This window comes from Rubrivivax sp. JA1055 (assembly GCF_020966565.1).
GTDB classification, from domain to species: Bacteria; Pseudomonadota; Gammaproteobacteria; order Burkholderiales; family Burkholderiaceae_C; genus Rubrivivax; species Rubrivivax benzoatilyticus.
This window is the reverse complement of the sequence record NZ_JAJKFP010000006.1, coordinates 1275980-1300244: the sequence shown is the minus strand read 5'-3', so window position 1 is coordinate 1300244 and position 24265 is coordinate 1275980. Positions and strand designations below refer to the sequence as shown.

Sequence of the window (24265 nt, the reverse complement as noted above, 5' to 3'; positions counted from 1 at the left end):
GGCGTGATTCTAGGCGGCCTGCCGCAGCCCGCCGCCTCGCCTGGCCGACAATGGGGCGATGGACGACTCCCGCCCCACGCTGCTGCTGGTCGACGGCTCCAGCTACCTCTACCGCGCCTACCACGCGCTGCCTGACCTGCGGTCGCCCGACGGCTTCCCGACCGGGGCCCTGCACGGCATGGTCGCGATGATGAAACGCCTGCGCGAGCAGGTGCCCGCCGAACACGCCGTCTGCGTCTTCGACGCCAAGGGCCCGACCTTCCGTGACGACTGGTATGCCGACTACAAGGCCCACCGGCCGTCGATGCCCGAGCCGCTGGCGCAGCAGGTCGCGCCGATCCACGAGGTCGTGCGCCTGCTCGGCTGGCCGGTGCTCGAGGTGCCCGGCATCGAGGCCGACGACGCGATCGGCACGCTCGCCTGCGTGGCCAAACGTGCCGGCCACCGCGTTGTCGTCTCCACCGGCGACAAGGACCTTGCCCAGCTCGTCGACGAGCACGTCACGCTGATCAACACGATGAGCAACGAGACGCTGGACCCGGCCGGCGTGCTGGCCAAGTTCGGCGTGCCGCCGCAGAGGATCGTCGACTACCTGACGCTGGTCGGCGACGCGGTCGACAACATCCCGGGTGTCGAGAAGGTCGGCCCGAAGACGGCGGTGAAGTGGATCACCGAACACGGCTCGCTCGACGGCGTGATGGCCGCCGCGGCGACGATCAAGGGCGTGGCCGGCGAGAACCTGCGCCGCGCGCTGGACTGGCTGCCGCAGGGCCGGCGCCTCGTCACGGTGGCCTGCGACTGCGACCTCGCGGCCCACGTCGCCGGCTGGCCGGCGCTGGACGCGCTGGCGCTGCGCCCCGCCGACGAAGCCGGGCTGCTGGACTTCTACCGCCGCTACGGCTTCAAGACCTGGGGCCGCGAGCTGGAGAGCCAGCTCGGCGGCGACGCGCCCGCCGCGGCGACTGCGACCGGCGCCGTGCCGGCCGCCGCTGCCGTCGAGATCGCCCGCGACTACGAGACGATCGCCAGCTGGGAGCGCCTGGACGCCTGGCTGGAGCGCCTGCAGGCCGCCGAGCTGGTGGCCATCGACACCGAGACCGACTCGCTGGAGCCGATGAAGGCGCGCATCGTCGGCATCAGCTTCGCCGTCGAGCCCGGCCGCGGCGGCTACGTGCCGCTGGCGCACGCCGGCCCCGACGCGCCCGAGCAACTGCCGCTGGACGCCGTGCTGGCGCGGCTGAAGCCCTGGCTGGAGGACGCCTCGCGCGCCAAGCTCGGCCAGAACCTGAAGTACGACCGCCACGTCTTCGCCAACGCCGGCATCGCGCTCGCCGGCGTGCGCCACGACACGATGCTCGAGAGCTACGTGCTCGAGGCGCACAAGCCGCACAGCCTGGAAAGCCTGGCCGAGCGCCACCTCGGCCGCAAGGGCCTGTCCTACGAGGACCTGTGCGGCAAGGGCGTGAACCAGATCCCGTTCGCCCAGGTCGACGTCGCGCGCGCCACCGAGTACTCGGCCGAGGACAGCGAGATGGCGCTGCACGTGCACCAGGTGCTGTGGCCCGAGATCGAGGCCGACGTCGGGCTGCGCCGCGTCTACGAGGCCATCGAGATGCCGGTGGCCGAGGTGCTGGCGCGCATCGAGCGCCACGGCGTGCTCGTCGACCCGCAGGAGCTGGCGCGCCAGAGCCGCGACCTGGCCGAGCGCATGGTGGCGCTGGAGCAGGAGGTCTACGCGATCGCCGAGCAGCCCTTCAACCTGGGCAGCCCCAAGCAGATCGGCGAGATCCTGTTCGGCAAGCTCGGCCTGCCGGTGAAGAAGCGCACCGCCAGCGGCGCGCCGAGCACCGACGAGGACGTGCTGACCGAGCTCGCTGCCGACTATCCGCTGCCGGCACGCATCCTCGAGCACCGCAGCCTGGCCAAGCTGAAGGGCACCTACACCGACAAGCTGCCGGCGATGGTCAACCCGGCCACCGGGCGCGTGCACACCAACTACGCGCAGGCGGTGGCGGTGACCGGCCGGCTGGCGAGCAACGAGCCCAACCTGCAGAACATCCCGATCCGCACGCCCGAGGGCCGGCGCGTGCGCCGCGCCTTCGTCGCGCCGCCGGGGCACGTGATCTTGAGCGCCGACTACTCGCAGATCGAGCTGCGCATCATGGCCCTCATCAGCGAGGACGAAGGCCTGCTGCGCGCGTTCTCCGAAGGCCTGGACGTGCACCGCGCGACCGCCGCCGAGGTCTTCGGCATGCCGCTGGCGGAGGTGACGAGCGAGCAGCGCCGCTACGCCAAGGTCATCAACTTCGGGCTGATCTACGGGATGGGCGCCTACGGGCTGGCGGCCAACCTGGGCATCGAGCAGAAGGCCGCCAAGGACTACATCGACCGCTATTTCGCGCGTTTTGCCGGCGTCAAGCGCTACATGGACGAGACCCGGGTGCGCGCCAAGGAGAAGGGTTATGTCGAGACCGTCTTCGGCCGCCGGCTGTGGCTGCCGGAGATCAACTCCGGCAACGGCCCGCGGCGCAGCGGCGCCGAGCGCCAGGCGATCAACGCGCCGATGCAGGGCACGGCCGCCGACCTGATCAAGCTGGCGATGATCGCGGTGCAGAAGGAGCTGGACGCCAGCGGCCGCGCGACGCGCATGGTGATGCAGGTGCACGACGAACTGGTGCTCGAGGTGCCCGAGGCCGAGCTCGACTGGGCGAAGGACGCGATCCCGCGGCTGATGGCCGGCGTCGCCGCGCTGAAGGTGCCGCTGGTGGCCGAGGTCGGCATCGGCGCAAACTGGGACGAAGCTCACTGAACGATTCGGCGGCGCCAGCCGCCGAATCGTCATCGTCGTCGCCTGAACCTGTCACACGGGGCGGCGACGATGCGGCCACGACTCCGCCGGATGCGTGAAAGTCCCGGTGACCTTGTCACGGTTCTGTCGCGCGGCGTTCATAAACTGCTGTCATGGCCGACGACACGAGCGTCGGCGAGGCCTTGCTGGTGACACCGGCCGCCTCGCCCACTCCGACGCTGCTCAACCGCGAAAGCTCCATCCTCCAGTTCAACCGCCGCGTGCTCGCTCAGGCGCGCCGGCCCGACGTGCCGCTGCTGGAGCGGCTGCGCTACGTCACCATCGTCTCGTCCAACCTCGACGAGTTCTTCGAGGTGCGTTTCGCCGACCTGGCCGAAGCCTCGCGCCGCCCCGGCGGCGGCGTCTCGCGCGAGGACCTGGCCGCGGTCGCCGCCGCCGCGCACGCACTGATCGACGAGCAGTACGCGCTGCTCAACGACGAGGTCGTGCCCGAGCTGCAGCGCCACGGCATCGTCGTCGTCAACCACGCCGACCGCGACGAGGCCCAGCGCCGCTGGGTGCGCCGCTTCTTCGAGCGCGAGGTGCGGCCGCTGCTGGTGCCGCTGGTGCTCGACCCCAGCCACCCGTTCCCGCTGGTGGCCAACAAGTCGCTGAACTTCATCGCCCGGCTCGGCGGCCGTGACGCCTTCGGCCGCGAGAACTCGATCGCCATCGTCAAGGTGCCGCGTGTGCTGCCGCGCGTGATCCGCCTGCCCGACTCGGTCAGCGGCGGCCGCCAGGCCTTCGTGCTGCTGACCAGCGTCATCCGCGCTCATCTGGAGGAGCTGTTCCCGGGGCGCAGCGTCGAGTCCTTCTCGCAGTTCCGCGTCACGCGCGACTCGGAGCTGGAGTACGACGCCGAGGACGTGACCAACCTGCGCCAGGCGCTGCGCAGCAACCTCAGCAAGCGCCACTTCGGCCTGGCGATCCGGCTGGAGGTGGTGCACAGCTGCCCGCAGGAGCTGCACGACTTCCTGCTGCGCCAGCTGCAGCTGCCCGAGTACGCGCTGTACAAGGTCAACGGCCCGGTCAACCTTGCGCGCCTGACCGAGCTGATCGACCAGGCCGGCAGCGACGATCTGCGTTTCCCGCGTTACGAGCCGGTCTGGCCGGCCGCCGACCTGCCGCCGGGGCGCTCGATCTTCGACCGGCTGCACGACGGCGACGTCGTGCTGCACCATCCGTTCGAGAGCTTCGAGCCGGTCGTGCAGTTCCTGCGCGAGGCGGTCGAGGACCCGGACGTGCTGGCGATCAAGCAGACGATCTACCGCACCGGCAGCCAGAGCGTGCTGATGGACCTGCTGATCGAGGCGGCGCGCCGCGGCAAGGAGGTGATGGCCGTCGTCGAGCTGACCGCGCGTTTCGACGAGGAGGCCAACATCAACTGGGCCGAGCGCCTGGAGGCCGTCGGCGCTCAGGTGGTCTACGGTGTCGTCGGCCTCAAGACCCACGCCAAGCTGATGCTGGTGACGCGGCGCGAGCACGGCCGGCTGCGTCGCTACGTGCACCTGTCGACCGGCAACTACAACCCGAAGACCGCGCGCCTGTACACCGATCTCGGTTATCTCAGCACCGACCCGGAGCTGACCGCCGACGCCGACGCCGTCTTCCAGCAGCTTGCCAGCCAGGGCCGCACGCGCATGCGGCGCATGCTGACCGCGCCCTTCGTGCTGCATCGCCGGCTGATCGCACACATCGCGCAGGTCGCCGCGGCGGCGCGTGCCGGCCGTCCGGCGCGCATCGTCGCCAAGGTCAACGCGCTGACCGACCCGGGGCTGATCGCGGCGCTGATGGACGCCGGCCGCGCCGGCGCGAAGATCGACCTCGTGATCCGCGGTGCCTGCATGCTGCCGCCGGGTGTGCCGGGGCACACCGACACGATCCGCGTGCGCTCGGTCGTCGGCCGTTTCCTCGAACACACCCGGGTGCTGTACTTCCGCTGGGGCGAGGGCGACGACGACGAGGTGCTGTACCTGTCCAGCGCCGACTGGATGAGCCGCAACATGTTCCGCCGCATCGAGCTCGCCTGGCCGGTGCGCGACGCGGCGCTGCGCCAGCGCATCGTCGACGAGGCGCTGGTGCCCTATCTGCACGACGAGCTCGACGCCTGGACGCTGGGTGCCGACGGCGCCTACCGCCGTGTCGCCGAGGCCGGCATCAGCGCCCAGCAGGCGCTGACACGGCGCTACCGCTGAACCGGAGCCGCCGCATGGACCTGATCCTCTGGCGCCACGCCGAAGCCTTCGACGCCCGCGAGGGCCAGAACGATCTCGAGCGCGAGCTGACGCCCAAGGGTGAACGCCAGGCGCGGCGCGTCGCCGCGTGGCTCAATCGCCAGCTCCCGGCCGGCACGCGGGTGCTCGCCAGTCCGGCGCGGCGTGCGCAGCAGACCGCTGCCGCGCTGGAGCGGCGCATCAAGACCGTGGCCGAGCTCGCGCCCGACGCTTCGGTCGAGGCGCTGCTGCACGCCACGCGCTGGCCCGAGGCGCGCGAGCCGGTGCTCGTCGTCGGCCACCAGCCGATCCTCGGCCTGACCGCGGCGCTGCTGCTGTCCGGCGAGATCCAGGCCTGGACGGTGCGCAAGGCCGGCGTCTGGTGGCTGCGCTCGCGCGAGCGCGGCGACACGCTGCAGGTGGTGCTGCACGCCGTCGTCGGGCCCGAGGCGGTCTAGGAGTCAGCGCGGCAAAAGCCGCGGCGCCTGCGGCGCCGCGTTCAGCGCGGCAGCAGCAGCTTGCGCGGCCCCGAGCGCGCCCAGGTCTGCGCTTCTTCCTCCAGCAGGAAGACGGTGCGCGGATGGGCCTTGGCCCAGGCGGCGTCGTAGGCCAGTACGGCGTCGCGGCCGCGCACACGCAGCGCCAGCGCCTTGGCGTCGACGTCGGCCCGTGCGTGGCACTTGATCGCCGCCAGCCGCAGGCACATCACCTGCCAGCCCAGCAACTCGCTGCTGAGCGCATCCTCGATCTTGCGCAGGCCGCCACGCTGGCCCAGCACGAGCTGGCCGATGCGCCGCTGCTGGCTCTGCGAGAAACCCGGCGCGTCGACGTGCGCCAGCAGGTAGGCGCTGTGGCGGTGGTGGTCGTGGTGCGAGACCATCAGCCCGATCTCGTGCAGGTCGCAGGCCCAGCCGAGCTCGCGCCGGACCTCGGCGTCGGCGTCCGGCATGACGCCGTCGAACAGCGCCAGCGCCACGGTGGCGACACGCCGCGCCTGCTTGACGTCGACATCGAAGCGGCGCTGCAGCTCGTGCACCGAGGCGTCGCGCATGTCGCTCGGGTGGCTGCGCCGCAGCGCGGCCAGGCGCTCGTGCAGGTCGACGACGACGCCCTGGCGCAGCGCGCCCTTGGCCGGCCACAGCGTGGCGATGCCGAAGTTCTCGGCCAGCGTCTGCAGGATCGCCAGGCCGCCGGGGATGACGGCGCGGCGCTCGGGCTTGAGGCCCGGCAGGTCGAGCCGGTCGACGTGGCCGGCGGCGATGCAGCGCTGCTCCAGCCAGGCCAGGCCCTCGGGCGTGATGCGGCCGTCGCTGACGCCGCTGGCGGCGAGGATCTGCGACACCGCGCCGGCGGTGCCCGACGAGCCCAGCGCCTGCTGCCAGTGGCGCGACGAGAACGGCTCCATCGCCTCTTCGAGCTCGGCGCCGGCGGCCACGCGGGCGGCACGGAAGGCCTCGGCGTCGATGCCGCCGTCGCCGAAGAAACGCAGCGACAGGCTGACGCAGCCGACGGCGAAGGATTCGGCCTTCACCGGCGTGCGGCCGCGGCCGAGGATCAGCTCGGTCGAACGCCCGCCGATGTCGACGACCAGGCGCGGCTCGTCGGCCGGCTGCAGCTGGGCGACGCCGGCGTAGATCAGCCGCGCTTCCTCGCGTCCGGAGATGACCTCGATCGTGTGGCCCAGCGCCTCCTGGGCGCGCAGCAGGAAGGCGTCGCGGTTACGCGCCTCGCGCAGCGTCTGCGTCGCCACCGCACGCACCTGCGCCGGCGCAAAACCGGTCAGGCGCGCGGCGAAACGCCGCAGGCAGTCCAGGCCGCGCTGCACCGCTTCTTCGGTCAGCAGGCCCTGGTCGTCGAGGCCCGCGCCGAGGCGGACCATGTCCTTGTAGTAGTCGCTGCGGCGGTAGCGGCCGCGCTGGATCTGCGCGATCTCGAGCCGGAAGCTGTTGGAGCCCATGTCGACCGCGGCCAGCGGCAGGTCGGGCGAGGTGATGTCGGCCATGGGCCGATTGTGCAAGAGGCCTCTCACGGCGCCGTGACGGCCTTCCTAGAATCGACTCGACTTGTTTGAGGTCAAGGAGGCGACCATGCAGCAAGCCGAGTTCGATTCCCTGGTGTCGCCACGCGACCCCAACCGGCGCGACTTCGTGCGCACCGCCGTCGGCGGCACATTTGCCGCCGCGGTGCTGCCGGTGGCGGCGCAGACGGTGGTCACGACCGACAGCGCCGGCCTGGTCGCCGGCGAGGTGACGATTCCCGTCGGCGACTTCCGCATGCCGGCCTACCGCGCCGCGCCGGCGAACCGCCCGAACGCGCCGCTGGTGCTGGTCGTCAGCGAGATCTTCGGCGTGCACGCGCACATCGCCGACGTCGCGCGGCGTTTCGCCAAGGCCGGCTGCTTCGCCGTCGCGCCGCAGCTCTTCGTGCGCCAGGGCGACGCCGCGGCCTACACCGAGATCCCCCGCCTGATCAGCGAGGTGGTCTCCAAGGTGCCTGACGAGCAGGTGATGCGCGATCTCGACGCGAGCGTGGCCTGGGCGAGCGGGCAGGGCGCCGACACGACGAAGGCCGGCATCACCGGCTTCTGCTGGGGCGGGCGCATCACCTGGCTGTACGCCGCGCACAGCCCGCAGATGAAGGCCGGTGTCGCCTGGTACGGGCGGCTGGTCGGCGACAAGACGGCGCTGCAGCCGATGCAGCCGGTGGAGCTGGCGTCACAGCTGCGCGCGCCGGTGCTGGGCCTGTACGGCGGCCAGGACAGCGGCATCCCGCTGGACAGCGTCGAGCGCATGAAGGCCGCGCTGGCCGGCGGCAGCGTGGCGGCGAAGCAGTCGCGTTTCGTCGTCTATCCCGAGGCGGGACACGCCTTCCACGCCGACTACCGGCCCAGCTACCGCGCCGACGCGGCGCAGGACGGCTGGAAACGCGCGCTGGCCTGGTTCGCCGAGCACGGCGTGGGCTGAACCCGGGCCTCAGCGGTTCGGCGCCTCAGGGCGGCGGCCAGTCCGCGTCGGGCGCACGCGGCGCCTCGGCCGGTGCCTGCGTTGGCGCGGTCGGCGCCAGCACCGGCGGCGGCACGTCGACCGCGCGCTGCACGAAGGCGTCGACCAGCTTGTCGGCGATCTTGTCGAACACCGGGCCGGCCATGCGTGTCATCACCACGCTGTCGAACTCGTAGTCGAGCAGGAAGTTGACCTTGCAGGCGTCCTCGGCCAGCACCTTCAGCTGCCATTCGCCGTAGAAGCGGCGGAACGGGCCGCGCTCCAGGTGGATGGCCATGAACTCGGGCCGGCGCTTCGGGTTGCGCGTGCGGATCTCGAAACCCACGCCCTTGAAGCGGATGCTGATGTCGGCCGAGACCACGCTGTCGTCGCGCACGAGGATCGTCGCGCCCGAGCACCAGGGCAGGAAGGCCGGGTAGTGCTCGGCGCCTTCGATCAGGTCGAAGAGGTGGCTGGCCGGGCGGGCCACCAAGGCGCTGCGGCGGACCTGCACGACCTAGGCCCGTTCGGTGCGTGCGCCCGTCATCGGGCGATCATCGAGCCGAGCAGGGCGCCGGCGGACAGCAGTGCGGCGAACCACAGCTCCAGGCGGAAGGTGCGGAACAGGATCTCGTTGAAGGCGATGCCGCGCGGGCAGTGCACGAAGTCGCTGCGCAGCTGCAGCGTCGACGGCAGCAGCACCAGCGGCAGCAGCAGCGTCCAGGACTGCGACAGCAGCGCCATCGGCACGAGCAGCACGAACGGCAGCAGCAGCAGCACCGAGTACAGCGCCACCGAGCCCGATTCGCCGAAGGTCACGGCGAAGGTGCGCCGGCCGACGAGCCGGTCGTGCGCGATGTCGCGGTGGTTGTTCACCGCCAGCGCCGCCGCCGCCACCGAACCCAGCGCCACCGAGGCGAGCACGGTGACGAGGCCGAAGCTGCCGGTCAGCACCCAGTCGGTGCCGACGACGGCGATCAGGCCAAAGAACACGAAGACCGTCAGCTCGCCGTAGGGCGTGTAGGCGATCGGCTTGGGGCCGCCCATGTAGGCCAGCGCGGCCAGCAGCGACGCCACGCCGATGGCCAGCACCGGCCAGCCGCGGTAGGCGACGAGCGCGACGCCGAGTGCTGCGGCCAGCAGCGCCGCGACGACGATGCCGGCGCGCACGTGGCGCACGCTGAGCCAGCCGTTGGCCGTGGCGCGCGGCAGCCCGGTGCGCGTGCCGGTGCTCTCGCCGCCGCGCACCGTGTAGCCGACGTCGTTCTGCATGTTGGTGATGACCTGCATCAGCAGGGCGGCACCGAGCACCAGCAGCGCGGCGATCATGTCGATCGCGCCGGTGCGGTCGAAGCCCAGCGTCGCGCCGACGAGCACCGGGCTCACGGCCACCGGCAGCGTGCGCGGCCGCACGGCGACGGCCCACGCCTCGACCGATCCGGTGCGGACCGCGCGCGTGCTGTTCACCGTGGCTCTGTCTCCGGGCATGTACGCGGACTCCGTGCGGGCGAGGGAAAACGAGGGTTCGATTGTCCGCGTCGCGGGGCGACGCGCTGCTTGTGCAACATCAAGCGGTGCCGGAAGGCGCCGCCGCCGGGCGGGTGCCGACGTGCACGCTGGCGATGCCGAAGCTGAGGTCGTGCCAGCGCACCTGCTCGAAGCCGGCCGCGGAGATCATCGCCGCGAAACGCGGCTGGTCCGGGAAGCGCCGGATCGACTCGACCAGGTAGGTGTAGGCCTCCGGCGAGGCGGCGATCCACGCGCCCAGGCGCGGGATCACGGTGAACGAGAACAGGTTGTAGAACGGCCTGAGCCACCACGCCGGCGTCGAGAACTCCAGGCACAGGAAACGCCCGCCGGGCTTGAGCACGCGGTGGATCTCCTTCAGCGCGTCGTCGATGCGGGTCGCGTTGCGGATGCCGAAGGAGATCGTCAGCGTGTCCACCGAGGCGTCGGCCAGCGGCAGCTGCTCGGCGCTGCCGAGCATCCAGTCGACGTGGGCGTGGCCGCGCGAGCGGCCGACATCCATCATCTCGGCGCTCGGGTCGACGACGGTCACGCGGCGGTCGGCGGCGGCCATCAGCGCGGCGACGTCGCCGGTGCCGCCGGCCAGGTCGACGATGTGCTGGCCGGCCTGCGGCGCGGCCATGCGCACGAAACGACGCTTCCAGAGCCGGTGGATGCCGAAGCTCATCAGGTCGTTCATCAGGTCGTAGCGCGCCGCGACGGCGCTGAAGACGCGGCGGATGCGCTGCTCGCGCTCGCGCTCGTCCACGCTCTGATAGCCAAAACTGCGCGACAGCGGCGTGGGATCGTTCATGGGTGCGGAGGTCGTTCGGGCAAGGGGTGTCAGGCGGTCTCGACACTTTAACTGCCCGGCCGAAAGCCCGTCGGAAGCGGTCCATCCCGTTGACCTGTGTCAACCGACGGGTCGGCGGGGTGACTAAGGTTCGCCCCTAGGTCAGGCTCGAAGCGCACCGGCGTTCGAGATGTCTTCATGAGAACGCCCATCCCTCCCGACGACAGCACCCCCCATCGCCCGTCCGCCAGCGTGCTGAAGATCGCGAACCTCGACGCCGGCGCCTCGATGTGCTGGCAGCCGCCGCAGGCTTCCAATCCGCTGGTGCAGGCGATGCCGCACGGCGAGGCCCAGACGGCCCGGTCGCTGTACGAGGCCGCGCTGCGTGGCCTGGCCGCGCGCGCCGACGAGCCGATCGCGGTGTCGGCCCGCGTGCCGTTCTGCGCCGCGCACTGCTTCTGCTGCGACCGGGACATCCGCGCCGCGCAGCCCGACGACGTCATCGACGACTACGTCGCCGGCCTGGTCGAGGAGATCCGTGAAGTCGCGCAGCTGCTGGGCGGCCGGCGCGAGGTGCTGCAGTTCCACCTCGGCGGCGGCACCGCCAGCGAGCTGACCGGCTCGCAGCTCGCGCGCCTGGTGCAGGCGATGCAGTCGGAGTGGCGCATGCCGGCGGACATCGACATGTCCTGCGAATGCGACCCGCGCCGCGTCAGCCAGACGATGTTCGAGGTGCTGCGCGGGCTGGGCTTCCGCCGTGTCTCGCTGGGTGTGCTCGATCTCGACCCCGGCGTGCAGCAGGCCATCGGCCGGCGCCAGTCGGCAGCGCTGATCGACGACGTCTGCGAACTCGCGCGTTCGGCCGGCATCGAGTACATCAACCTCGACGTCATGATCGGTCTGCCGCGCCAGACGATGGCCAGCTGGTGCACGACGATCGACCGCCTGATCGCGATGGGCCCCGAGCGCATCCGTCTGGCGCGCTACCACCACCGGCCCTGGCATGCGCCGGCGCAGGTGGCGATCGACACCGAGTCGCTGCCGTCGCCGGCGCTGATGGCCGAACTCGCGCGCGCCAGCGCCGAGATGCTGCGCAATGCCGGCTACCGCTGGATCGGCGCCGACCAGTTCGTGCTCGAGCACGACGACCTGTCGCACGCGATGGACGACGGCCGGCTGCGCCGCAGCCTGATCTCCTACACCGCCGCGCCGGCCACGCCGCTGATCGGCCTGGGTGTCGGCGCGGTCGGCGAGGTCGACGGCGCGATGTTCTGGAACGACGGTTCGCAGGCCGCCTGGCGCAACGCGCTGCGCCACGGCCGTCTGCCGGTGGCCCAGGCGCGCCCGGCCACGCCCGACAGCGTGCAGCGCCGCGCCGCCGTCGAGCGCCTGCTGTGTTCGCTGGAGCTGCCTGCCGCGCAGGCGCAGGGGCTGGAAGAAGGGTACGGCCGTCTGGCCGCGCGCGAGGCCGACGGCCTCGTGCGTGTGTTCGACGACCGCATCGTCGTCACCGAGACCGGGCGCCACGCGCTGCATGCGCTGTGCACCGAGCTCGACGAACCCGGCGCACAGCCGGAAGGGAGGTCCGCCCGGTGCGGTTGCTGAAACGGCGCACGGCGGCGGCATTCGGTGCCGCGGCCGTGGGCCTGGTCCTCGCGCTGGGGTTTCCGGCGCTCTTTCCGTCCGAGGCCGATGCGGCAGCTGCCGCTGCGGCTCCCGTCCTGGCGCCAGGCGCCGCGCCGGTGGTTCCGGCCACCGAGACCGCGCCGCCGCACCGTCCGCTGCGCGACAACCGGCCGCCGCAGGCGCCCGACCCGCAGGAGCCGCTGGTCTTCGGCGGCTATCCCGACGCGCCGGCCTTCAGCGTCGTGCCGCGCAAGCCGCACCTGGGGCTGTACCCGTGCAGCCAGTGCCACAAGGTGCTGCCGCTGAACAAGCAGCCGCGGGCGCTGGTCGCCGCGCCGCACGTCGCCTCGCTGCCGCACGGCGGCGGCCGCATGTGGTGCCTGGACTGCCACGTCGGCGAAGACCGCGACTGGCTGCGCACCATCGACGGCCGGCGTGTCGACTTCGACCAGTCGCAGCTCGTCTGCGGCCAGTGCCACGGCCCGCGTCACCGCGACTGGGCTTTCGGCGCCCACGGCAAGCGTGACGCCAACTGGCAGGGCGACCGCACGATCTACGCCTGCACGCACTGCCACGACGCGCACGACCCCAAGATTCCGCCGCGCGAGGCCGCACCGCCGCCGCCGGTGCGTGCCGGCCTCGAACGCCCGGCGCTGACGCCGGCGCACGCCGCGCCCGTCTGGCAGCGCGCCGCTTCCGGAGCCCGATGATGAACCGCAAGCCCGACCCCGATCCGCCCGGCGGCGACGGCGCAGGCTTCCAAGCCTTGCGCCGCCGATTCCTCGCCGGCGTGGCCGCCGCCGGCGGCGCCGCCGCGACCGCCCACGCCACCGGCGCCTGGGGTGGCCAGACGCTGCAGGATGCGATGGGCAGCCTGCTGCAGGACCACTACCAGCGCATGACGAAGGACGAGATCCACGCCGCGCTGCAACGCATCGAGCGCAACGCCAGCCGCCGCTATGGCGTCGAGGCCCGCTGCGAGGACGTGCCGCCGCTGCCGAACACCGTCTTCGGCTACGCGCTGAACATCAGCAAGTGCAAGGGCTACCGCGACTGCGTCGAGGCCTGCGTCAAGGAGAACAACCTCGGCCGTGACTCGCAGATGCAGTACATCCGCGTGCTGCAGATGCCCGACGGCACGATGGACCTGGAGAAGGCCGAGCACTACTACGACGCCAAGCAAGTCCCGGTGCCCGGCCACTGGTATCTGCCGGTGCAGTGCATGCAGTGCGACAACCCGCCCTGCGTGAAGGCCTGTCCGACCAAGGCCACCTGGAAGGAGCCCGACGGCATCGTCGTCGTCGACTACGACTGGTGCATCGGCTGCCGTTACTGCATGACGGCCTGCCCGTACTGGGCGCGCCACTTCAACTGGACCGAGCCGCAGATCCCGGCGGCCGAGTTCAACCCGAACCTCAGCTACCTCGGCAACCGTCCGCGGCCCAGGGGCGTCGTCGAGAAGTGCCACTTCTGCACCCAGCGCACGCGCAAGGGCCGCCAGCCGGCATGCCAGGAAGCCTGCCCGACCGGCGCACGCATCTTCGGCAACCTGCTCGACCCGAACAGCGAGATCCGCTGGGTGCTCGAGCACAAGACCGTCTTCCGGCTGAAGGAGGACCTCGGCACCGAGCCCAAGTTCTGGTACTTCAGCGACGACCGGGTGAGTCCGGCATGAGTCTCTCCCGCTTCGTGCTCGACGGCCTGCGTGCGATGGCCTCCGGCGGCGCGGCCTACCGGCGCTGGCTGGCCGCGCTGGCGGCGGTGATCGCCGCCGGCCTCTTCGCCTACGCCGGCCAGCTGCAGCAGGGCATGGTCGTCACCGGGATGAGCGACCAGGTCTCCTGGGGCTTCTACATCGCCAACTTCGCCTTCCTCGTCGGCATCGCGGCGGCGGCGGTGCTGCTGGTCATTCCCGCCTATCTGTTCCACCGAGGCGACGTCAAGCAGGTCGTCATCTACGGCGAGGCGCTGGCGGTCGCCGCGGTGGTCGCGGCGATGCTCTTCGTCACCGTCGACATCGGCCGGCCCGAGCGCATCTGGCACATGCTTCCGCTGGTCGGGCGCTTCAACTGGCCGCAGTCGATGCTGGCCTGGGACGTCGTCGTGCTCGTCGGCTACCTGCTGCTGAACCTCGGGCTGCCGGCCTACGTGCTGCACGCGCGCTGGCGCGGCGAGGAGCCCGTGACCGCGCGCTACTTCCCGGTGGTCGTGGTCGCGATCTTCTGGGCGGTGTCGATCCACACCGTCACCGCCTTCCTGTTCTCGGCCAACGCCGGTCGGCCGCTGTGGCACAGCGCGCTGCTGGCGCCGCGTTTCATCGCCTCGGCCTTCGCGTCGGGGCCGGCGCTGATCATCCTGGCACTGCTGGCCTTGCGCCGCTGGGGCGGGTTGGCCGTGAAGCAGTCGGTCATCGACCTGCTGGCGGTGGTCATGACGGTGGCGCTGCAGATCAGCCTGTTCTTCGTCGGCGTCGAGCTGTTCACCGACTTCTACAACGAGACCTCGCACGCGGCCTCGATCCGCTACCTGTTCTTCGGCCTGGCCGGCGCCGGCCAGCTGCAGCCCTGGATCTGGAGCGCGCTGGCGCTGAACGTCGTTGCGGTGGTGATCCTGTCGATCCACCCGCTGCGGCGCACGCCGCAGCTGCTGGCGCTGGCCTGCGGCCTGGCCTTCCTCGGCATCTGGATCGAGAAGGGCATGGGCCTGGTGGTGCCCGGCTACATCCCGACGCCGCTGGGCGAGATCTTCGAGTACGCGCCGAGCTGGCGCGAGTGGCTGGTGTCGGCCGGCATCTGGGCCTGCGGCGCGCTCGTCTTCACGCTGCTGGCCAAGGCCGCGCTGGCCTTCGACACCGGCCGCGCGCGGGCGCGGCCGGCGGCCGACGTCAAGGCGTCTTGAGGATCCAGTCGATCACGAGCTTGAGATCGGCGTCGCTGATGCGGGCCGGCGGCGTCGGCGTCATCGGCACCTTGCCGAAGATGCCGACGCTGCCCTTGCGCACGCGTTCGGCCATCACGGCCGGGGCGCCGGCCTGACCCTTGTACTTCTTCGCGATCTCCTGGTAGCTGGGGCCCAGGCCCTTGGCGACGGGCTGGTGGCAGACGGCGCAGCCGGCCTTCGTGGCCAGTTCGGCCGGCGTCGCGGCGAGGGCGCCGGAAGCGGCGAAAACGGTGCTGGTGGCGAGGATGAGAGGCGTGAGTTTCATGTGTTTCATTCGGCCAAAGGGAGCGTGCGACTGTCTTGAGCCGCGTCAGTTCCGCTTTCTTGACAGAGGTCTGCCCCGTGTCAAAATCAGTTGACACTTTGGGGTGACATGACGACCTTACAGCGGTGCGCCATCCGGTGCCGGGTCGTCGGAGGAAGTCGATGAACATGCAGACCCGCATCGAACAGGCGCTGGAGGCGGCGGTTGCCGCCCAAGAGGGCGCCGGTTGCCCCCCGAAGCTGGCGGCCGCGATCCGCCACGCGGTGTTTCCCGGCGGTGCGCGCATCCGTCCTCAGCTGTGCATCGCTGTCGCGATGGCCAACGGCGACACCGACCCCGAACTGGCCGATGCCGCCGCGTCGGCGATCGAGCTGATCCACTGCGCCTCGCTGGTGCACGACGACCTGCCGTGTTTCGACGACGCGCCGACGCGCCGGGGCCAGCCCTCGGTGCACAAGGCCTACGGCGAACGCTTGGCCGTGCTCGCCGGCGACGCGCTGATCGTCACCGCCTTCCAGACCCTGGGTGCCGCCGGTGCCCGCCACCCCGAGCGCATGGCGCGCGTGCTGCAGACCGTGGCCCGCGGCGTCGGCACGCCGCTGGGCATCATTGCCGGCCAGGCCTGGGAGTGCGAGCCGCGCGTCGCGCTGTCCGACTACCAGCGCGCCAAGACCGGCGCCCTGTTCGCTGCGGCCACGGCCGCCGGTGCGCAGGCCTCGGGTGGTGACGGCGAGACCTGGCGTGCGCTCGGCGACTGGCTGGGCGAGGCCTATCAGGTGGCCGACGACGTGCGCGACGCGCTCGCCGACCCCGAGCAGCTCGGCAAGCCGGTCGGCCGCGACGTCGCGCTCGGCCGTCCGAGTTCGGCGATCCAGCACGGCCTCGTGGGCGCCGTCGAACATTTCGAGCGCCTGGTGCAGGGCGCGATCGATGCCATCCCCGACTGCAAGGGTGCCGGCATGCTGCGCCAGATCGTGCGCATGGAGTCCGAGCGCCTGGCGCCCAAGGCCTGGTGCGCCAACATCGAAGCGCTCGCCGCCGAGCGCGCCGCGGTCCGCGCCGCCACGATCCAGACCGCCTGACATCCCGATGGACCGAGCCGAGACGAGGCCGCAGGCCGGGCCGCGCCGTTCCCCGACGCTGGCCGAACGCTTTCGCGACTGGAAGCACCGCACGATCGCCCGCCCCGGGTTCCAGAAGTGGGCCGCGGCCTTCCCGCTGACCCGCCCGGTGGCGCGCAAGCACGCCCGCGAGCTCTTCGACCTACTGGCGGGCTTCGTCTATTCGCAGATCCTGCTGGCCTGCGTGCGCCTGGACGTGTTCCGCATGCTGGCCGACGGCCCGCTGCCGCTGGCCACCGTCGCCGAGCGCTGCGGCCTGAGCCTGGAGGCGACACGTCGCCTGGTGGCGGCTGCCGACTCGCTCGAGCTGCTGGACCTGCAAAGCGGGGACCTCGTCACGCTGGGTCGGCTGGGCGCGCCGCTGGTCGCCAACGAGGCGATCACGGCGATGGTCGAGCACCACGCGACGCTGTACGGCGACCTGACCGACCCGGTGGCGCTGCTGCGCGGCCAGGGGCGTCCGGCGATGGCCGGCTACTGGCCGTATGCCGCGGCCGCCGATGCCGGCCCCGGCCTGCCGGCGACGCTGGCCACCGAGAAGGTCGCCGAGTACTCCAAGCTGATGACGGCCTCGCAGCCGCTGGTGGCGCGCGAGGTCATCGCCGCCTACCGCTTCGGCCGGCACAAGGTGCTGATGGACGTCGGTGGCGGCGAGGGCGCTTTCGTGCGCTGCGTGGCCGCCGAGGTGCCGGGTGTCGAACTGCGGGTCTTCGACCTGCCGGCCGTCGCCGAGCGTGCCAACGAGAACTTCCGGCGCTGGGGTCTGGCCGGCCGCGCCCAGGCTTTCGGCGGCGACTTCTTCGCCGACGAGCTGCCGCGTGGTGCCGACGTGATCTCCCTCGTCCGCGTGGCCTTCGACCATCCGGATGAACGGGTGTTGACGCTGTTCAAGAACGTGCGCCGGGCCTTGCCGGACAACGGCACGCTCGTGCTCGCCGAGGCGATGGCCGAGGTGCCCGGCGTCGAGCCGATCGGCGACGCGTACTTCGGCTTCTACCTGCTCGCGATGGGCCGCGGCCGTCCGCGTTCGGCGGCCCGCCTGACGCAGCTGCTGCACGAAGCCGGCTTCGCCAGCGTCCGTTCCCTGCCCACGCACATGCCGCTGCAGGCGGGTGTCCTGGTGGCGCGCTGCACTGCTTAAGGTTTCCTGATCTAAGGCATGTCCAGCCACCTTGACACACTGAACTGTCAGCTTAAGATGACGTCGTGATGTTGAAGCCGATGAAGCACCGTTCGCCGACGTGGCCTGTGATGCCGCCGATGGTCCGTCCGCTCTCGGCATGGAGGGCTGCATGAAGACTCAAGCCATCGTGCTCGAGCAGCCCGAGCGCCTGGTTCTCCGTGAACTCGAGCTCACGCCGCCGACCGGCGAGGATCTGGTCGTCGACATCGAGTACAGCGGGATTTCCACCGGTACCGAGAAGCTGCTGTGGAGCGGCCGCATGCCGGCCTTCCCCGGCATGGGCTATCCGCTGGTGCCTGGCTACGAATCCGTCGGCCGCGTCGTGCAGGCCGGCGCCGATGCGCACCACAAGGTGGGCGAGCGTGTCTTCGTGCCCGGCGCCCGTTGTTACGGCGAGGTGCGTGGCCTGTTCGGCGGTGCCGCGTCGCGGGTCGTCGTCGCGGACTCGCGCGTCTGCGCCGTGTCCGACAGCCTGGGTGAACAAGCCGTGCTGCTGGCGCTGGCCGCGACCGCCTACCACTCGGTGGCCGGCGGCGGCAAGCGCACGCCGATCGTGCCGCCCGACCTGATCGTCGGCCACGGCGTGCTCGGCCGTCTGCTGGCGCGCATGACCGTCGTCGCCGGTTTCCCGGCGCCGACCGTCTGGGAAACCAACCCGCTGCGTGCCGAGGGTGCCACCGGCTACACGGTCGTGCATCCCGACGAAGACCCGCGCCGCGACTACCGCGCGATCTTCGACGTCAGCGGCGACTCGTCGATCCTCGATCGTCTCGTCGAGCGCCTGGCGCGCGGTGGCGAGATCGTGCTGGCCGGCTTCTACACCGAGCCGCTGCACTTCAATTTCGCGCCGGCGTTCATGCGCGAAGCCCAGATCCGGTGTGCTGCCGAATGGCAGCGCCCCGACCTGCTGGCCGTGAAGGAACTGGCCGAGACCGGGCGCCTGTCGCTCGACGGCCTGATCACCCACCACGCCAGCCCGTCCGACGCCGACGCCGCCTACCGCACGGCTTTCGGCGATCCGGACTGCCTGAAGATGGTCCTCGACTGGAGCAGTACACGATGAGTCAGACCACCTCGCCCGTCATCCTCATGCGCGACGAGCGCCTGAAGAACGAGGCGGCGATCGAACCGGATGCGGTATCCACGGCCCCGGTGACCAAGACCACGCAGATCATCGCGATCTACGGCAAGGGCGGCATCGGCAAGAGCTTCACGCTCGCTAACCTGAGCTACATGATGGCTCAGCAGGGCAAGAAGGTCCTGCTGATCGGCTGCGACCCGAAGAGCGACACGACGAGCCTGCTGTTCGGCGGCAAGGCCACGCCGACGATCATCGAGACCAGCTCGAAGAAGAAGCTGGCCGGCGAGGCCGTCTCGATCGGCGACGTCTGCTTCAAGCGCGACGGCGTGTTCGCGATGGAGCTCGGCGGCCCCGAGGTCGGCCGCGGCTGCGGCGGGCGCGGGATCATCCACGGCTTCGAGACCCTGGAGAAGCTCGGCTTCCACGACTGGGGCTTCGACTACGTGCTGCTCGACTTCCTCGGCGACGTGGTCTGCGGCGGCTTCGGTCTGCCGATCGCCCGCGACATGTGCCAGAAGGTCATCGTCGTCGGCAGCAACGACCTGCAGTCGCTGTACGTGGCCAACAACGTCTGCAACGCGGTCGAGTACTTCCGCAAGCTCGGCGGCAACGTCGGCGTGGCGGGCATGGTGATCAACAAGGACGATGGCACGGGCGAGGCCCAGGCCTTCGCCGCCAGCGTCGGCATCCCGGTGCTGGCCGCGATCCCGGCCAACGAGGACATCCGCCGCAAGAGCGCCGCCTACGAGATCGTCGCCCGTCCGGGCACGACCTGGGGCCCGCTGTTCGAGCAGCTCGCGACCAACGTCGCCGAGGCGCCGCCGGTGCGTCCGACGCCGCTGTCGCAGGACGCGCTGCTGGGCCTGTTCTCCTCGGAGAGCACCGGCCGCGACGTCGTGCTCGAGCCGGCGACCGTGCAGGACATGCTCGGCAAGGACGAGATCGTCCGCCCGACGCTCGAAGTCGTCTACGACGCCGCCTGAGACCCGCGATGAGCGAGCAACACGTCTCCAATCCTGGTGCGCCCGTGGCCGACGACGGCCTGGGTTGCCACGCGGGTCGGGAACAGATGCTGGCCGCGGCCGCCGCTTCGGGCAACGGCGAGATGCTGCAGCAGTACGCCCGCGACTATCCGATGCCCGAAGGCGCCGGCCCGCACGACCAGCCGCAGAGCATGTGCCCGGCCTTCGGTTCGCTGCGTGTCGGCCTGCGCATGCGCCGCACCGCGACCGTGCTGTCGGGCTCGGCCTGCTGTGTCTACGGCCTGAGCTTCACGGCCCACTTCTACGGCGCGCGCCGCTCGATCGGCTACGTGCCGTTCAGCAGCGAGACGCTGGTCACCGGCAAGCTGTTCGAGGACATCCGCGAGGCCGTCCACAAGCTCGCCGACCCGAAGCAGTACGACGCCGTCGTCGTCATCAACCTCTGCGTGCCCAGTGCCTCGGGCGTGCCGCTGCGCCTGCTGCCCAAGGAAATCGACGGCGTGCGCATCATCGGCATCGACGTGCCGGGTTTCGGCGTGCCGACGCACGCCGAGGCCAAGGACGTGCTCGCCGGCGCGATGCTGCGCGTGGCGCGCGGCGAAGCCGAAGCCGGCCCGGTGGCCGCGCCGCGCGGCGGCGTCAGCGAGAAGCCGACCGTCACGCTGCTCGGCGAGATGTTCCCGGCCGACCCGGTGGGCATCGGCATGATGCTCGAGCCGATGGGCCTGGCCGCCGGCCCGGTGGTGCCGACGCGTGAGTGGCGCGAGCTGTATGCCGCGCTGGACTGCGCCGCCGTCGCCGCGATCCACCCGTTCTACACCGCCAGCGTGCGCGAGTTCGAGACCGCCGGTCGCCCGATCGTGGCTTCCGCACCGGTCGGTCACGATGGCACCGAAGCCTGGCTGCAGGCCGTCGGCCGCGCCTGCAACGTGCCGCAGGCGATGATCGACGCGTCGAAGAACAAGTGGCTTCGCGCGATCAAGGGCGCGCTGGCCGCCACGCCGATCAAGGGCCGTGTCGTCGTCTCCGGCTACGAAGGCTCGGAGCTGCTGGTCGCGCGCCTGCTCGTCGAGAGCGGCGCCGAGGTGCCCTATGTCGGCACCGCCTGCCCGAAGACGCCCTGGAGCGCGCCCGACCTCGAATGGCTGCAGGCGCGCGGCGTGCACGTGCAGTACCGCGCCTCGCTCGAGCAGGACATCGCCGCGGTGCGCGAATGCCGCCCCGACCTGGCGATCGGCACGACGCCGGTCGTGCAGGCCGCCAAGCAGGCGACGATCCCCGCGCTGTACTTCACGAACCTGATCTCCGCGCGTCCGCTGATGGGCCCGGCCGGGGCTGGTTCGCTGGCCCAGGTCATCAACGCGGCCATCGCCAACAAGTCGCGCTTCCAGCAGATGCGCGAGTTCTTCGGCGAGGTCGGCACTGGCGACAACGCCGGTGTCTGGGAAGACGTTCCGCAGTCGCGCCCCGAGTTCCGGGCCGACACGCGCCGTCAGGTCATCAAGCTCCAGAAGCGCCGCAAGGCCGAGGAGATGATCTGATGTACGTGATCGACCACGACCGCGCGGGCGGCTACTGGGGCGCGGTGTACGTCTTCACCGCGATCAAGGGGCTGCAGGTCGTCATCGACGGCCCGGTGGGCTGCGAGAACCTGCCGGCCACCGCCGTGCTGCACTACACCGACGCGCTGCCGCCGCACGAGCTGCCGATCGTCGTCACCGGTCTCGGCGAAGAGGAACTGGGCCGCGAAGGCACCGAAGGCGCGATGAAGCGCGCCCACGCGGCGCTCGACCCGGACCTCCCGGCCGTCGTCGTCACCGGCTCGATCGCCGAGATGATCGGCGGCGGCGTGACGCCCGAAGGCACGACGATCCAGCGTTTCCTGCCGCGCACGATCGACGAAGACCAGTGGCAATGCGCCAACCGCGCGATGTTCTGGCTGTGGAGCGAGTACGGCCTGCGCAAGATCCCGCAGCGCACCCCGTTCGAGCAGCGCCCGGCCGGCGAGAAGCCGCGCGTGAACATCATCGGCCCGAGCTACGGCACCTTCAACATGCCGAGCGACCTGGCCGAGATCCGCCGCCTGGTCGAAGGCATCGGCGCCGAGGTGAACATGGTGTTCCCGCTCGGCAGCCACCTGGCCGACGTGCCCAAGCTGGTCGACGCCGACGTCAACGTCTGCATGTACCGCGAGTTCGGCCGCATGCTGTGCGAGGCGCTGGAGCGCCCGTACCTGCAGGCGCCGATCGGCATGCACAGCACGACCGCGTTCCTGCGCGAGCTCGGCCGCCTGCTGAACCTGGACCCCGAGCCCTTCATCGAGCGCGAGAAGCACACCACGCTCAAGCCGATCTGGGATCTGTGGCGCTCGGTGACGCAGGACTTCTTCGGCACCGCCAACTTCGGCATCGTCGCCGGCGAGACCTACGCCCGCGGCATCCGCCACTTCCTCGAAGACGAGCTGGGCCTGCCGTGCAACTTCGCCGTCGCCCGCCGGGCCGGCGAGAAGACCGACAATGAGAGCGTGCGCGAGCTGGTGCACTCGAAGACGCCGCTGGTGCTCTTCGGCAGCTACAACGAGCGCATGTACCTGGCGGAAACGACCTCGGGCCATGGTCCGAAGCCGGCCTACATCCCGGCCTCGTTCCCCGGCGCGATCATCCGCCGTCACACCGGCACGCCCTTCATGGGCTACGCCGGGGCGACCTACCTGGTGCAGGAGTTCTGCAACGCGCTCTTCGACGCGCTGTTCAACATCCTGCCGCTGGGCACCGAGCTCGACCGCATCGACGCGACGCCGTCGCGCCGCGGCGACTCCAGGCCCTGGGACGACGAGGCCCAGCAGGTGCTGCGCGACTACGTCGCCCGCCAGCCGGTGCTGGTCCAGATTTCCGCTGCCAAGCAGCTGCGCGACCGCGCCGAACGCGAAGCCGGCGCCGCCGGCGAGGAACGCGTCACCGCGGCCCGCGTGCGCCAGCTGCTCGGCCAGAAGGAGCCCGCGTGATCAAGGGCTCCATTCACCAGTTCCTGTCCGCGATCAGTGGACAAACCGAATGTCGTGGCACTCTGCCGCGGCTGCCCACCGTGCGCGGGTCTTGTGCGCACGCGGCCATCTGGCCGCTTATGAAGGAGTTTCCTCATGGCTGAAAGAAAGGGCTCGATCTCCGGGCTTACCGACGACGAGGCCCAGGAGTTCCACAAGTTCTGGGTTCAGGGTTTCGTGGGTTTCACGGCGGTCGCCGTGGTCGCTCACTTCCTGGTCTGGGTCTGGCGTCCCTGGCTCTAAGTACCTGATAGCTTGACCCGTCATTGGGGAGCGTTATGGCCCATCTTGAATCTGCAATGCCGAAGCCGGTCGCGGCGGGTGACTCCAGAAGTTTCTGGATCATCTTCGCGCTCAGCTACGTGGCGTTTCTGATCATTGCCCTCATCGGGCAATTGCTTGGTTGGCACTGGCGTTCCTGGTTGCCGGGTGCTGAAGGTGTGAAATCTATTTTTGGCGGCGTCAAGGCAGCGGTTTATACCTTCATGTCGCATTTGCTATAGGAGCTTGGATTATGTGGAGAATTTGGCGTCTGTTCGATCCGATGCGCGCCATGGTGGCCCAGGCGGTGTTCCTTCTCGGTCTCGCCGTTCTGATTCACCTGATGCTGCTGGGCACGAACAAGTACAACTGGATGGACGGCGCGAAGAAGGCGCCGGCGGCGACGGCTGTTGCCCCGGTTCCTGCCGAAGTGACGTCCCTGGCGCAGGCGAAGTAAAAAGCGCCACGCCAGTGCATGCGGGCGAGACCGGTCTTGACCGGTTTCGACCCGCTGCAACAACAAACTCGCCGTTCGGGTTGTCGGTGGCGACCCGTCGGTTGGAGGAATCAATATGGCAATGCTGAGTTTCGAGAAGAAATACCGGGTGCGCGGCGGCACGCTGGTCGGGGGCGATCTCTTCGACTTCTGGGTCGGACCGTTCTACGTCGGTTTCTTCGGCGTGACGACGCTCTTCTTCTCGGTCCTGGGAACCGCGTTGATCATCTGGGGCGCTTCGCAGGGGGCGACGTGGAATCTTTGGCAGATCAGTATTGCGCCCCCTGACCTGAAGTACGGGCTGGGCGTGGCACCGCTGATGGAAGGCGGTCTCTGGCAGATCATCACGGTGTGCGCCATCGGGGCATTCGTCTCTTGGGCGCTGCGTGAAGTCGAGATCTGCCGCAAGCTCGGCATGCAGTACCACGTGCCGATCGCATTCAGTTTCGCGATCCTGGCGTACGTCACGCTGGTCGTCATCCGCCCGGTTCTCATGGGCGCTTGGGGCCATGGCTTCCCGTACGGCATCTTCAGCCATCTGGACTGGGTGTCGAACGTGGGCTACCAATATCTGCACTTCCACTACAACCCGGCACACATGCTGGCGATCTCGTTCTTCTTTACGACGACGCTGGCGATGTCGATGCACGGTGGCCTGATCCTGTCGGCGGCCAACCCGAAGAAGGGTGAGCCGATGAAGACGACGGACCACGAAGACACGTTCTTCCGCGACGCGGTCGGTTATTCGATCGGTTCGCTGGGTATCCACCGCCTGGGTCTGTTCCTGGCGCTGTCGGCGGCCTTCTGGAGCGCGGTCTGTATCGTGATCAGCGGTCCGTTCTGGACCCGCGGCTGGCCGGAGTGGTGGGGCTGGTGGCTGAATCTGCCCGTCTGGAGTCAGTGGCCGCTCAACTGAGCTGCTCAG

The 24265-nt window shown here is 70.4% G+C and carries 23 protein-coding genes; 18 read left to right on the top strand and 5 right to left on the bottom strand.

What is annotated here, in order from left to right:
- The first annotated feature begins 58 nt into the window (after positions 1–58).
- The 3 genes from polA (at position 59) to LOC65_RS15330 (ending at position 5519) form a co-directional block, all read left to right on the top strand.
- The gene (gene polA / locus LOC65_RS15340; protein WP_230248151.1) at positions 59–2809 is read left to right on the top strand and encodes a DNA polymerase I; all 2751 of its coding nucleotides are present in this window, start codon (positions 59–61) and stop codon (positions 2807–2809) included.
- 152 nt (positions 2810–2961) lie between these two features.
- Entirely contained in the window at positions 2962–5043 is a 2082-nt protein-coding gene (gene ppk1, locus LOC65_RS15335) for a polyphosphate kinase 1 (protein WP_230248150.1), read from the top strand.
- 14 nt (positions 5044–5057) lie between these two features.
- Complete coding sequence (locus LOC65_RS15330; RefSeq protein ID WP_009857090.1) at positions 5058–5519, top strand: histidine phosphatase family protein; 462 nt, start codon at positions 5058–5060, stop codon at positions 5517–5519.
- A 41-nt stretch (positions 5520–5560) separates the two neighbouring features.
- Here the strand turns inward: LOC65_RS15330 and ppx are convergent, their stop codons facing one another.
- The gene (gene ppx / locus LOC65_RS15325) at positions 5561–7063 is read right to left on the bottom strand and encodes an exopolyphosphatase (protein ID WP_230248149.1); all 1503 of its coding nucleotides are present in this window, start codon (positions 7061–7063) and stop codon (positions 5561–5563) included.
- An 85-nt stretch (positions 7064–7148) separates the two neighbouring features.
- Between ppx and LOC65_RS15320 the strand changes: the two genes are divergently transcribed.
- Complete coding sequence (locus tag LOC65_RS15320) at positions 7149–8024, top strand: dienelactone hydrolase family protein (protein ID WP_230248148.1); 876 nt, start codon at positions 7149–7151, stop codon at positions 8022–8024.
- Positions 8025–8049: 25 nt separating this feature from the next.
- Here LOC65_RS15320 and LOC65_RS15315 read toward each other — a convergent pair whose 3' ends face one another.
- The 3 genes from LOC65_RS15315 to ubiE all read right to left on the bottom strand — a co-directional run bounded on the left by LOC65_RS15315 (position 8050) and on the right by ubiE (position 10362).
- The gene (locus LOC65_RS15315) at positions 8050–8556 is read right to left on the bottom strand and encodes a type II toxin-antitoxin system RatA family toxin (RefSeq protein WP_230248147.1); all 507 of its coding nucleotides are present in this window, start codon (positions 8554–8556) and stop codon (positions 8050–8052) included.
- A gap of 29 nt (positions 8557–8585) precedes the next feature.
- Positions 8586–9509: a 1,4-dihydroxy-2-naphthoate octaprenyltransferase gene (gene menA, locus LOC65_RS15310; RefSeq protein WP_230248146.1), complete on the bottom strand. Its 924-nt coding sequence runs from the start codon at positions 9507–9509 to the stop codon at positions 8586–8588.
- A gap of 100 nt (positions 9510–9609) precedes the next feature.
- Positions 9610–10362 (bottom strand): bifunctional demethylmenaquinone methyltransferase/2-methoxy-6-polyprenyl-1,4-benzoquinol methylase UbiE, encoded by a 753-nt coding sequence (ubiE, locus tag LOC65_RS15305; protein WP_230248145.1) that lies wholly within the window; start codon positions 10360–10362, stop codon positions 9610–9612.
- Between the two features lie 177 nt (positions 10363–10539).
- Between ubiE and LOC65_RS15300 the strand changes: the two genes are divergently transcribed.
- From LOC65_RS15300 to dsrP, 4 genes are all read left to right on the top strand, one after another.
- Positions 10540–11946 carry a coproporphyrinogen-III oxidase family protein gene (locus LOC65_RS15300; RefSeq protein WP_230248144.1) on the top strand — a complete coding sequence of 469 codons (1407 nt, stop codon included), beginning with the start codon at positions 10540–10542 and terminating at the stop codon, positions 11944–11946.
- A 137-nt stretch (positions 11947–12083) separates the two neighbouring features.
- Positions 12084–12677 carry a hypothetical protein gene (locus LOC65_RS15295; protein WP_009857097.1) on the top strand — a complete coding sequence of 198 codons (594 nt, stop codon included), beginning with the start codon at positions 12084–12086 and terminating at the stop codon, positions 12675–12677.
- Complete coding sequence (locus tag LOC65_RS15290; RefSeq protein WP_230248143.1) at positions 12677–13642, top strand: 4Fe-4S dicluster domain-containing protein; 966 nt, start codon at positions 12677–12679, stop codon at positions 13640–13642. Before LOC65_RS15295 ends, LOC65_RS15290 begins: the two co-directional genes overlap by 1 nt.
- On the top strand, positions 13639–14865 hold the full coding sequence (gene dsrP, locus LOC65_RS15285) for a sulfate reduction electron transfer complex DsrMKJOP subunit DsrP (protein ID WP_230248142.1): 1227 nt from the start codon (positions 13639–13641) through the stop codon (positions 14863–14865). Before LOC65_RS15290 ends, dsrP begins: the two co-directional genes overlap by 4 nt.
- Here dsrP and LOC65_RS15280 read toward each other — a convergent pair.
- A complete protein-coding gene (locus LOC65_RS15280; protein WP_009857100.1) occupies positions 14852–15172 on the bottom strand; it encodes a c-type cytochrome in 321 nt (106 codons plus the stop codon). The two genes, dsrP and LOC65_RS15280, sit on opposite strands and share 14 nt — an antisense overlap.
- Before the next feature lie 161 nt (positions 15173–15333).
- Between LOC65_RS15280 and LOC65_RS15275 the strand changes: the two genes are divergently transcribed.
- The 10 genes from LOC65_RS15275 to pufL all read left to right on the top strand — a co-directional run bounded on the left by LOC65_RS15275 (position 15334) and on the right by pufL (position 24256).
- Positions 15334–16254 (top strand): polyprenyl synthetase family protein, encoded by a 921-nt coding sequence (locus LOC65_RS15275; protein WP_230248141.1) that lies wholly within the window; start codon positions 15334–15336, stop codon positions 16252–16254.
- A gap of 7 nt (positions 16255–16261) precedes the next feature.
- Positions 16262–17434: a methyltransferase gene (locus LOC65_RS15270; RefSeq protein ID WP_009857102.1), complete on the top strand. Its 1173-nt coding sequence runs from the start codon at positions 16262–16264 to the stop codon at positions 17432–17434.
- A gap of 151 nt (positions 17435–17585) precedes the next feature.
- A complete protein-coding gene (gene bchC, locus LOC65_RS15265) occupies positions 17586–18539 on the top strand; it encodes a chlorophyll synthesis pathway protein BchC (protein WP_037290611.1) in 954 nt (317 codons plus the stop codon).
- Complete coding sequence (locus LOC65_RS15260; protein WP_230248140.1) at positions 18536–19540, top strand: chlorophyllide a reductase iron protein subunit X; 1005 nt, start codon at positions 18536–18538, stop codon at positions 19538–19540. The genes bchC and LOC65_RS15260 overlap by 4 nt, the downstream gene beginning before the upstream one ends.
- Before the next feature lie 8 nt (positions 19541–19548).
- Positions 19549–21081 carry a chlorophyllide a reductase subunit Y gene (gene bchY, locus LOC65_RS15255; protein ID WP_029718818.1) on the top strand — a complete coding sequence of 511 codons (1533 nt, stop codon included), beginning with the start codon at positions 19549–19551 and terminating at the stop codon, positions 21079–21081.
- Positions 21081–22544 (top strand): chlorophyllide a reductase subunit Z, encoded by a 1464-nt coding sequence (gene bchZ, locus LOC65_RS15250; RefSeq protein ID WP_230248139.1) that lies wholly within the window; start codon positions 21081–21083, stop codon positions 22542–22544. The genes bchY and bchZ overlap by 1 nt, the downstream gene beginning before the upstream one ends.
- A gap of 135 nt (positions 22545–22679) precedes the next feature.
- Positions 22680–22826 carry a light-harvesting antenna LH1, beta subunit gene (gene pufB, locus LOC65_RS15245; RefSeq protein WP_009857107.1) on the top strand — a complete coding sequence of 49 codons (147 nt, stop codon included), beginning with the start codon at positions 22680–22682 and terminating at the stop codon, positions 22824–22826.
- A gap of 56 nt (positions 22827–22882) precedes the next feature.
- Positions 22883–23086: a hypothetical protein gene (locus LOC65_RS15240; protein WP_009857108.1), complete on the top strand. Its 204-nt coding sequence runs from the start codon at positions 22883–22885 to the stop codon at positions 23084–23086.
- An 11-nt stretch (positions 23087–23097) separates the two neighbouring features.
- On the top strand, positions 23098–23301 hold the full coding sequence (gene pufA / locus LOC65_RS15235; RefSeq protein WP_029718817.1) for a light-harvesting antenna LH1, alpha subunit: 204 nt from the start codon (positions 23098–23100) through the stop codon (positions 23299–23301).
- A 121-nt stretch (positions 23302–23422) separates the two neighbouring features.
- Positions 23423–24256 (top strand): photosynthetic reaction center subunit L, encoded by an 834-nt coding sequence (gene pufL, locus LOC65_RS15230; RefSeq protein ID WP_230248138.1) that lies wholly within the window; start codon positions 23423–23425, stop codon positions 24254–24256.
- The last annotated feature ends 9 nt before the right edge of the window (positions 24257–24265 follow it).

Bases quoted from the DNA above. Each gene is read 5' to 3' on its own strand.
- polA (WP_230248151.1), top strand. From the start codon at position 59: ATGGACGACTCCCGCCCCACGCTGCTGCTGGTCGACGGCTCCAGCTAC.
- ppk1 (WP_230248150.1), top strand. From the start codon at position 2,962: ATGGCCGACGACACGAGCGTCGGCGAGGCCTTGCTGGTGACACCGGCC.
- LOC65_RS15330 (WP_009857090.1), top strand. From the start codon at position 5,058: ATGGACCTGATCCTCTGGCGCCACGCCGAAGCCTTCGACGCCCGCGAG.
- ppx (WP_230248149.1), bottom strand. From the start codon at position 7,063: ATGGCCGACATCACCTCGCCCGACCTGCCGCTGGCCGCGGTCGACATG.
- LOC65_RS15320 (WP_230248148.1), top strand. From the start codon at position 7,149: ATGCAGCAAGCCGAGTTCGATTCCCTGGTGTCGCCACGCGACCCCAAC.
- ubiE (WP_230248145.1), bottom strand. From the start codon at position 10,362: ATGAACGATCCCACGCCGCTGTCGCGCAGTTTTGGCTATCAGAGCGTG.
- LOC65_RS15300 (WP_230248144.1), top strand. From the start codon at position 10,540: ATGAGAACGCCCATCCCTCCCGACGACAGCACCCCCCATCGCCCGTCC.
- LOC65_RS15290 (WP_230248143.1), top strand. From the start codon at position 12,677: ATGAACCGCAAGCCCGACCCCGATCCGCCCGGCGGCGACGGCGCAGGC.
- dsrP (WP_230248142.1), top strand. From the start codon at position 13,639: ATGAGTCTCTCCCGCTTCGTGCTCGACGGCCTGCGTGCGATGGCCTCC.
- LOC65_RS15280 (WP_009857100.1), bottom strand. From the start codon at position 15,172: ATGAAACTCACGCCTCTCATCCTCGCCACCAGCACCGTTTTCGCCGCT.
- LOC65_RS15275 (WP_230248141.1), top strand. From the start codon at position 15,334: ATGAACATGCAGACCCGCATCGAACAGGCGCTGGAGGCGGCGGTTGCC.
- LOC65_RS15270 (WP_009857102.1), top strand. From the start codon at position 16,262: ATGGACCGAGCCGAGACGAGGCCGCAGGCCGGGCCGCGCCGTTCCCCG.
- bchC (WP_037290611.1), top strand. From the start codon at position 17,586: ATGAAGACTCAAGCCATCGTGCTCGAGCAGCCCGAGCGCCTGGTTCTC.
- LOC65_RS15260 (WP_230248140.1), top strand. From the start codon at position 18,536: ATGAGTCAGACCACCTCGCCCGTCATCCTCATGCGCGACGAGCGCCTG.
- bchY (WP_029718818.1), top strand. From the start codon at position 19,549: ATGAGCGAGCAACACGTCTCCAATCCTGGTGCGCCCGTGGCCGACGAC.
- bchZ (WP_230248139.1), top strand. From the start codon at position 21,081: ATGTACGTGATCGACCACGACCGCGCGGGCGGCTACTGGGGCGCGGTG.
- pufB (WP_009857107.1), top strand. From the start codon at position 22,680: ATGGCTGAAAGAAAGGGCTCGATCTCCGGGCTTACCGACGACGAGGCC.
- LOC65_RS15240 (WP_009857108.1), top strand. From the start codon at position 22,883: ATGCCGAAGCCGGTCGCGGCGGGTGACTCCAGAAGTTTCTGGATCATC.
- pufA (WP_029718817.1), top strand. From the start codon at position 23,098: ATGTGGAGAATTTGGCGTCTGTTCGATCCGATGCGCGCCATGGTGGCC.
- pufL (WP_230248138.1), top strand. From the start codon at position 23,423: ATGCTGAGTTTCGAGAAGAAATACCGGGTGCGCGGCGGCACGCTGGTC.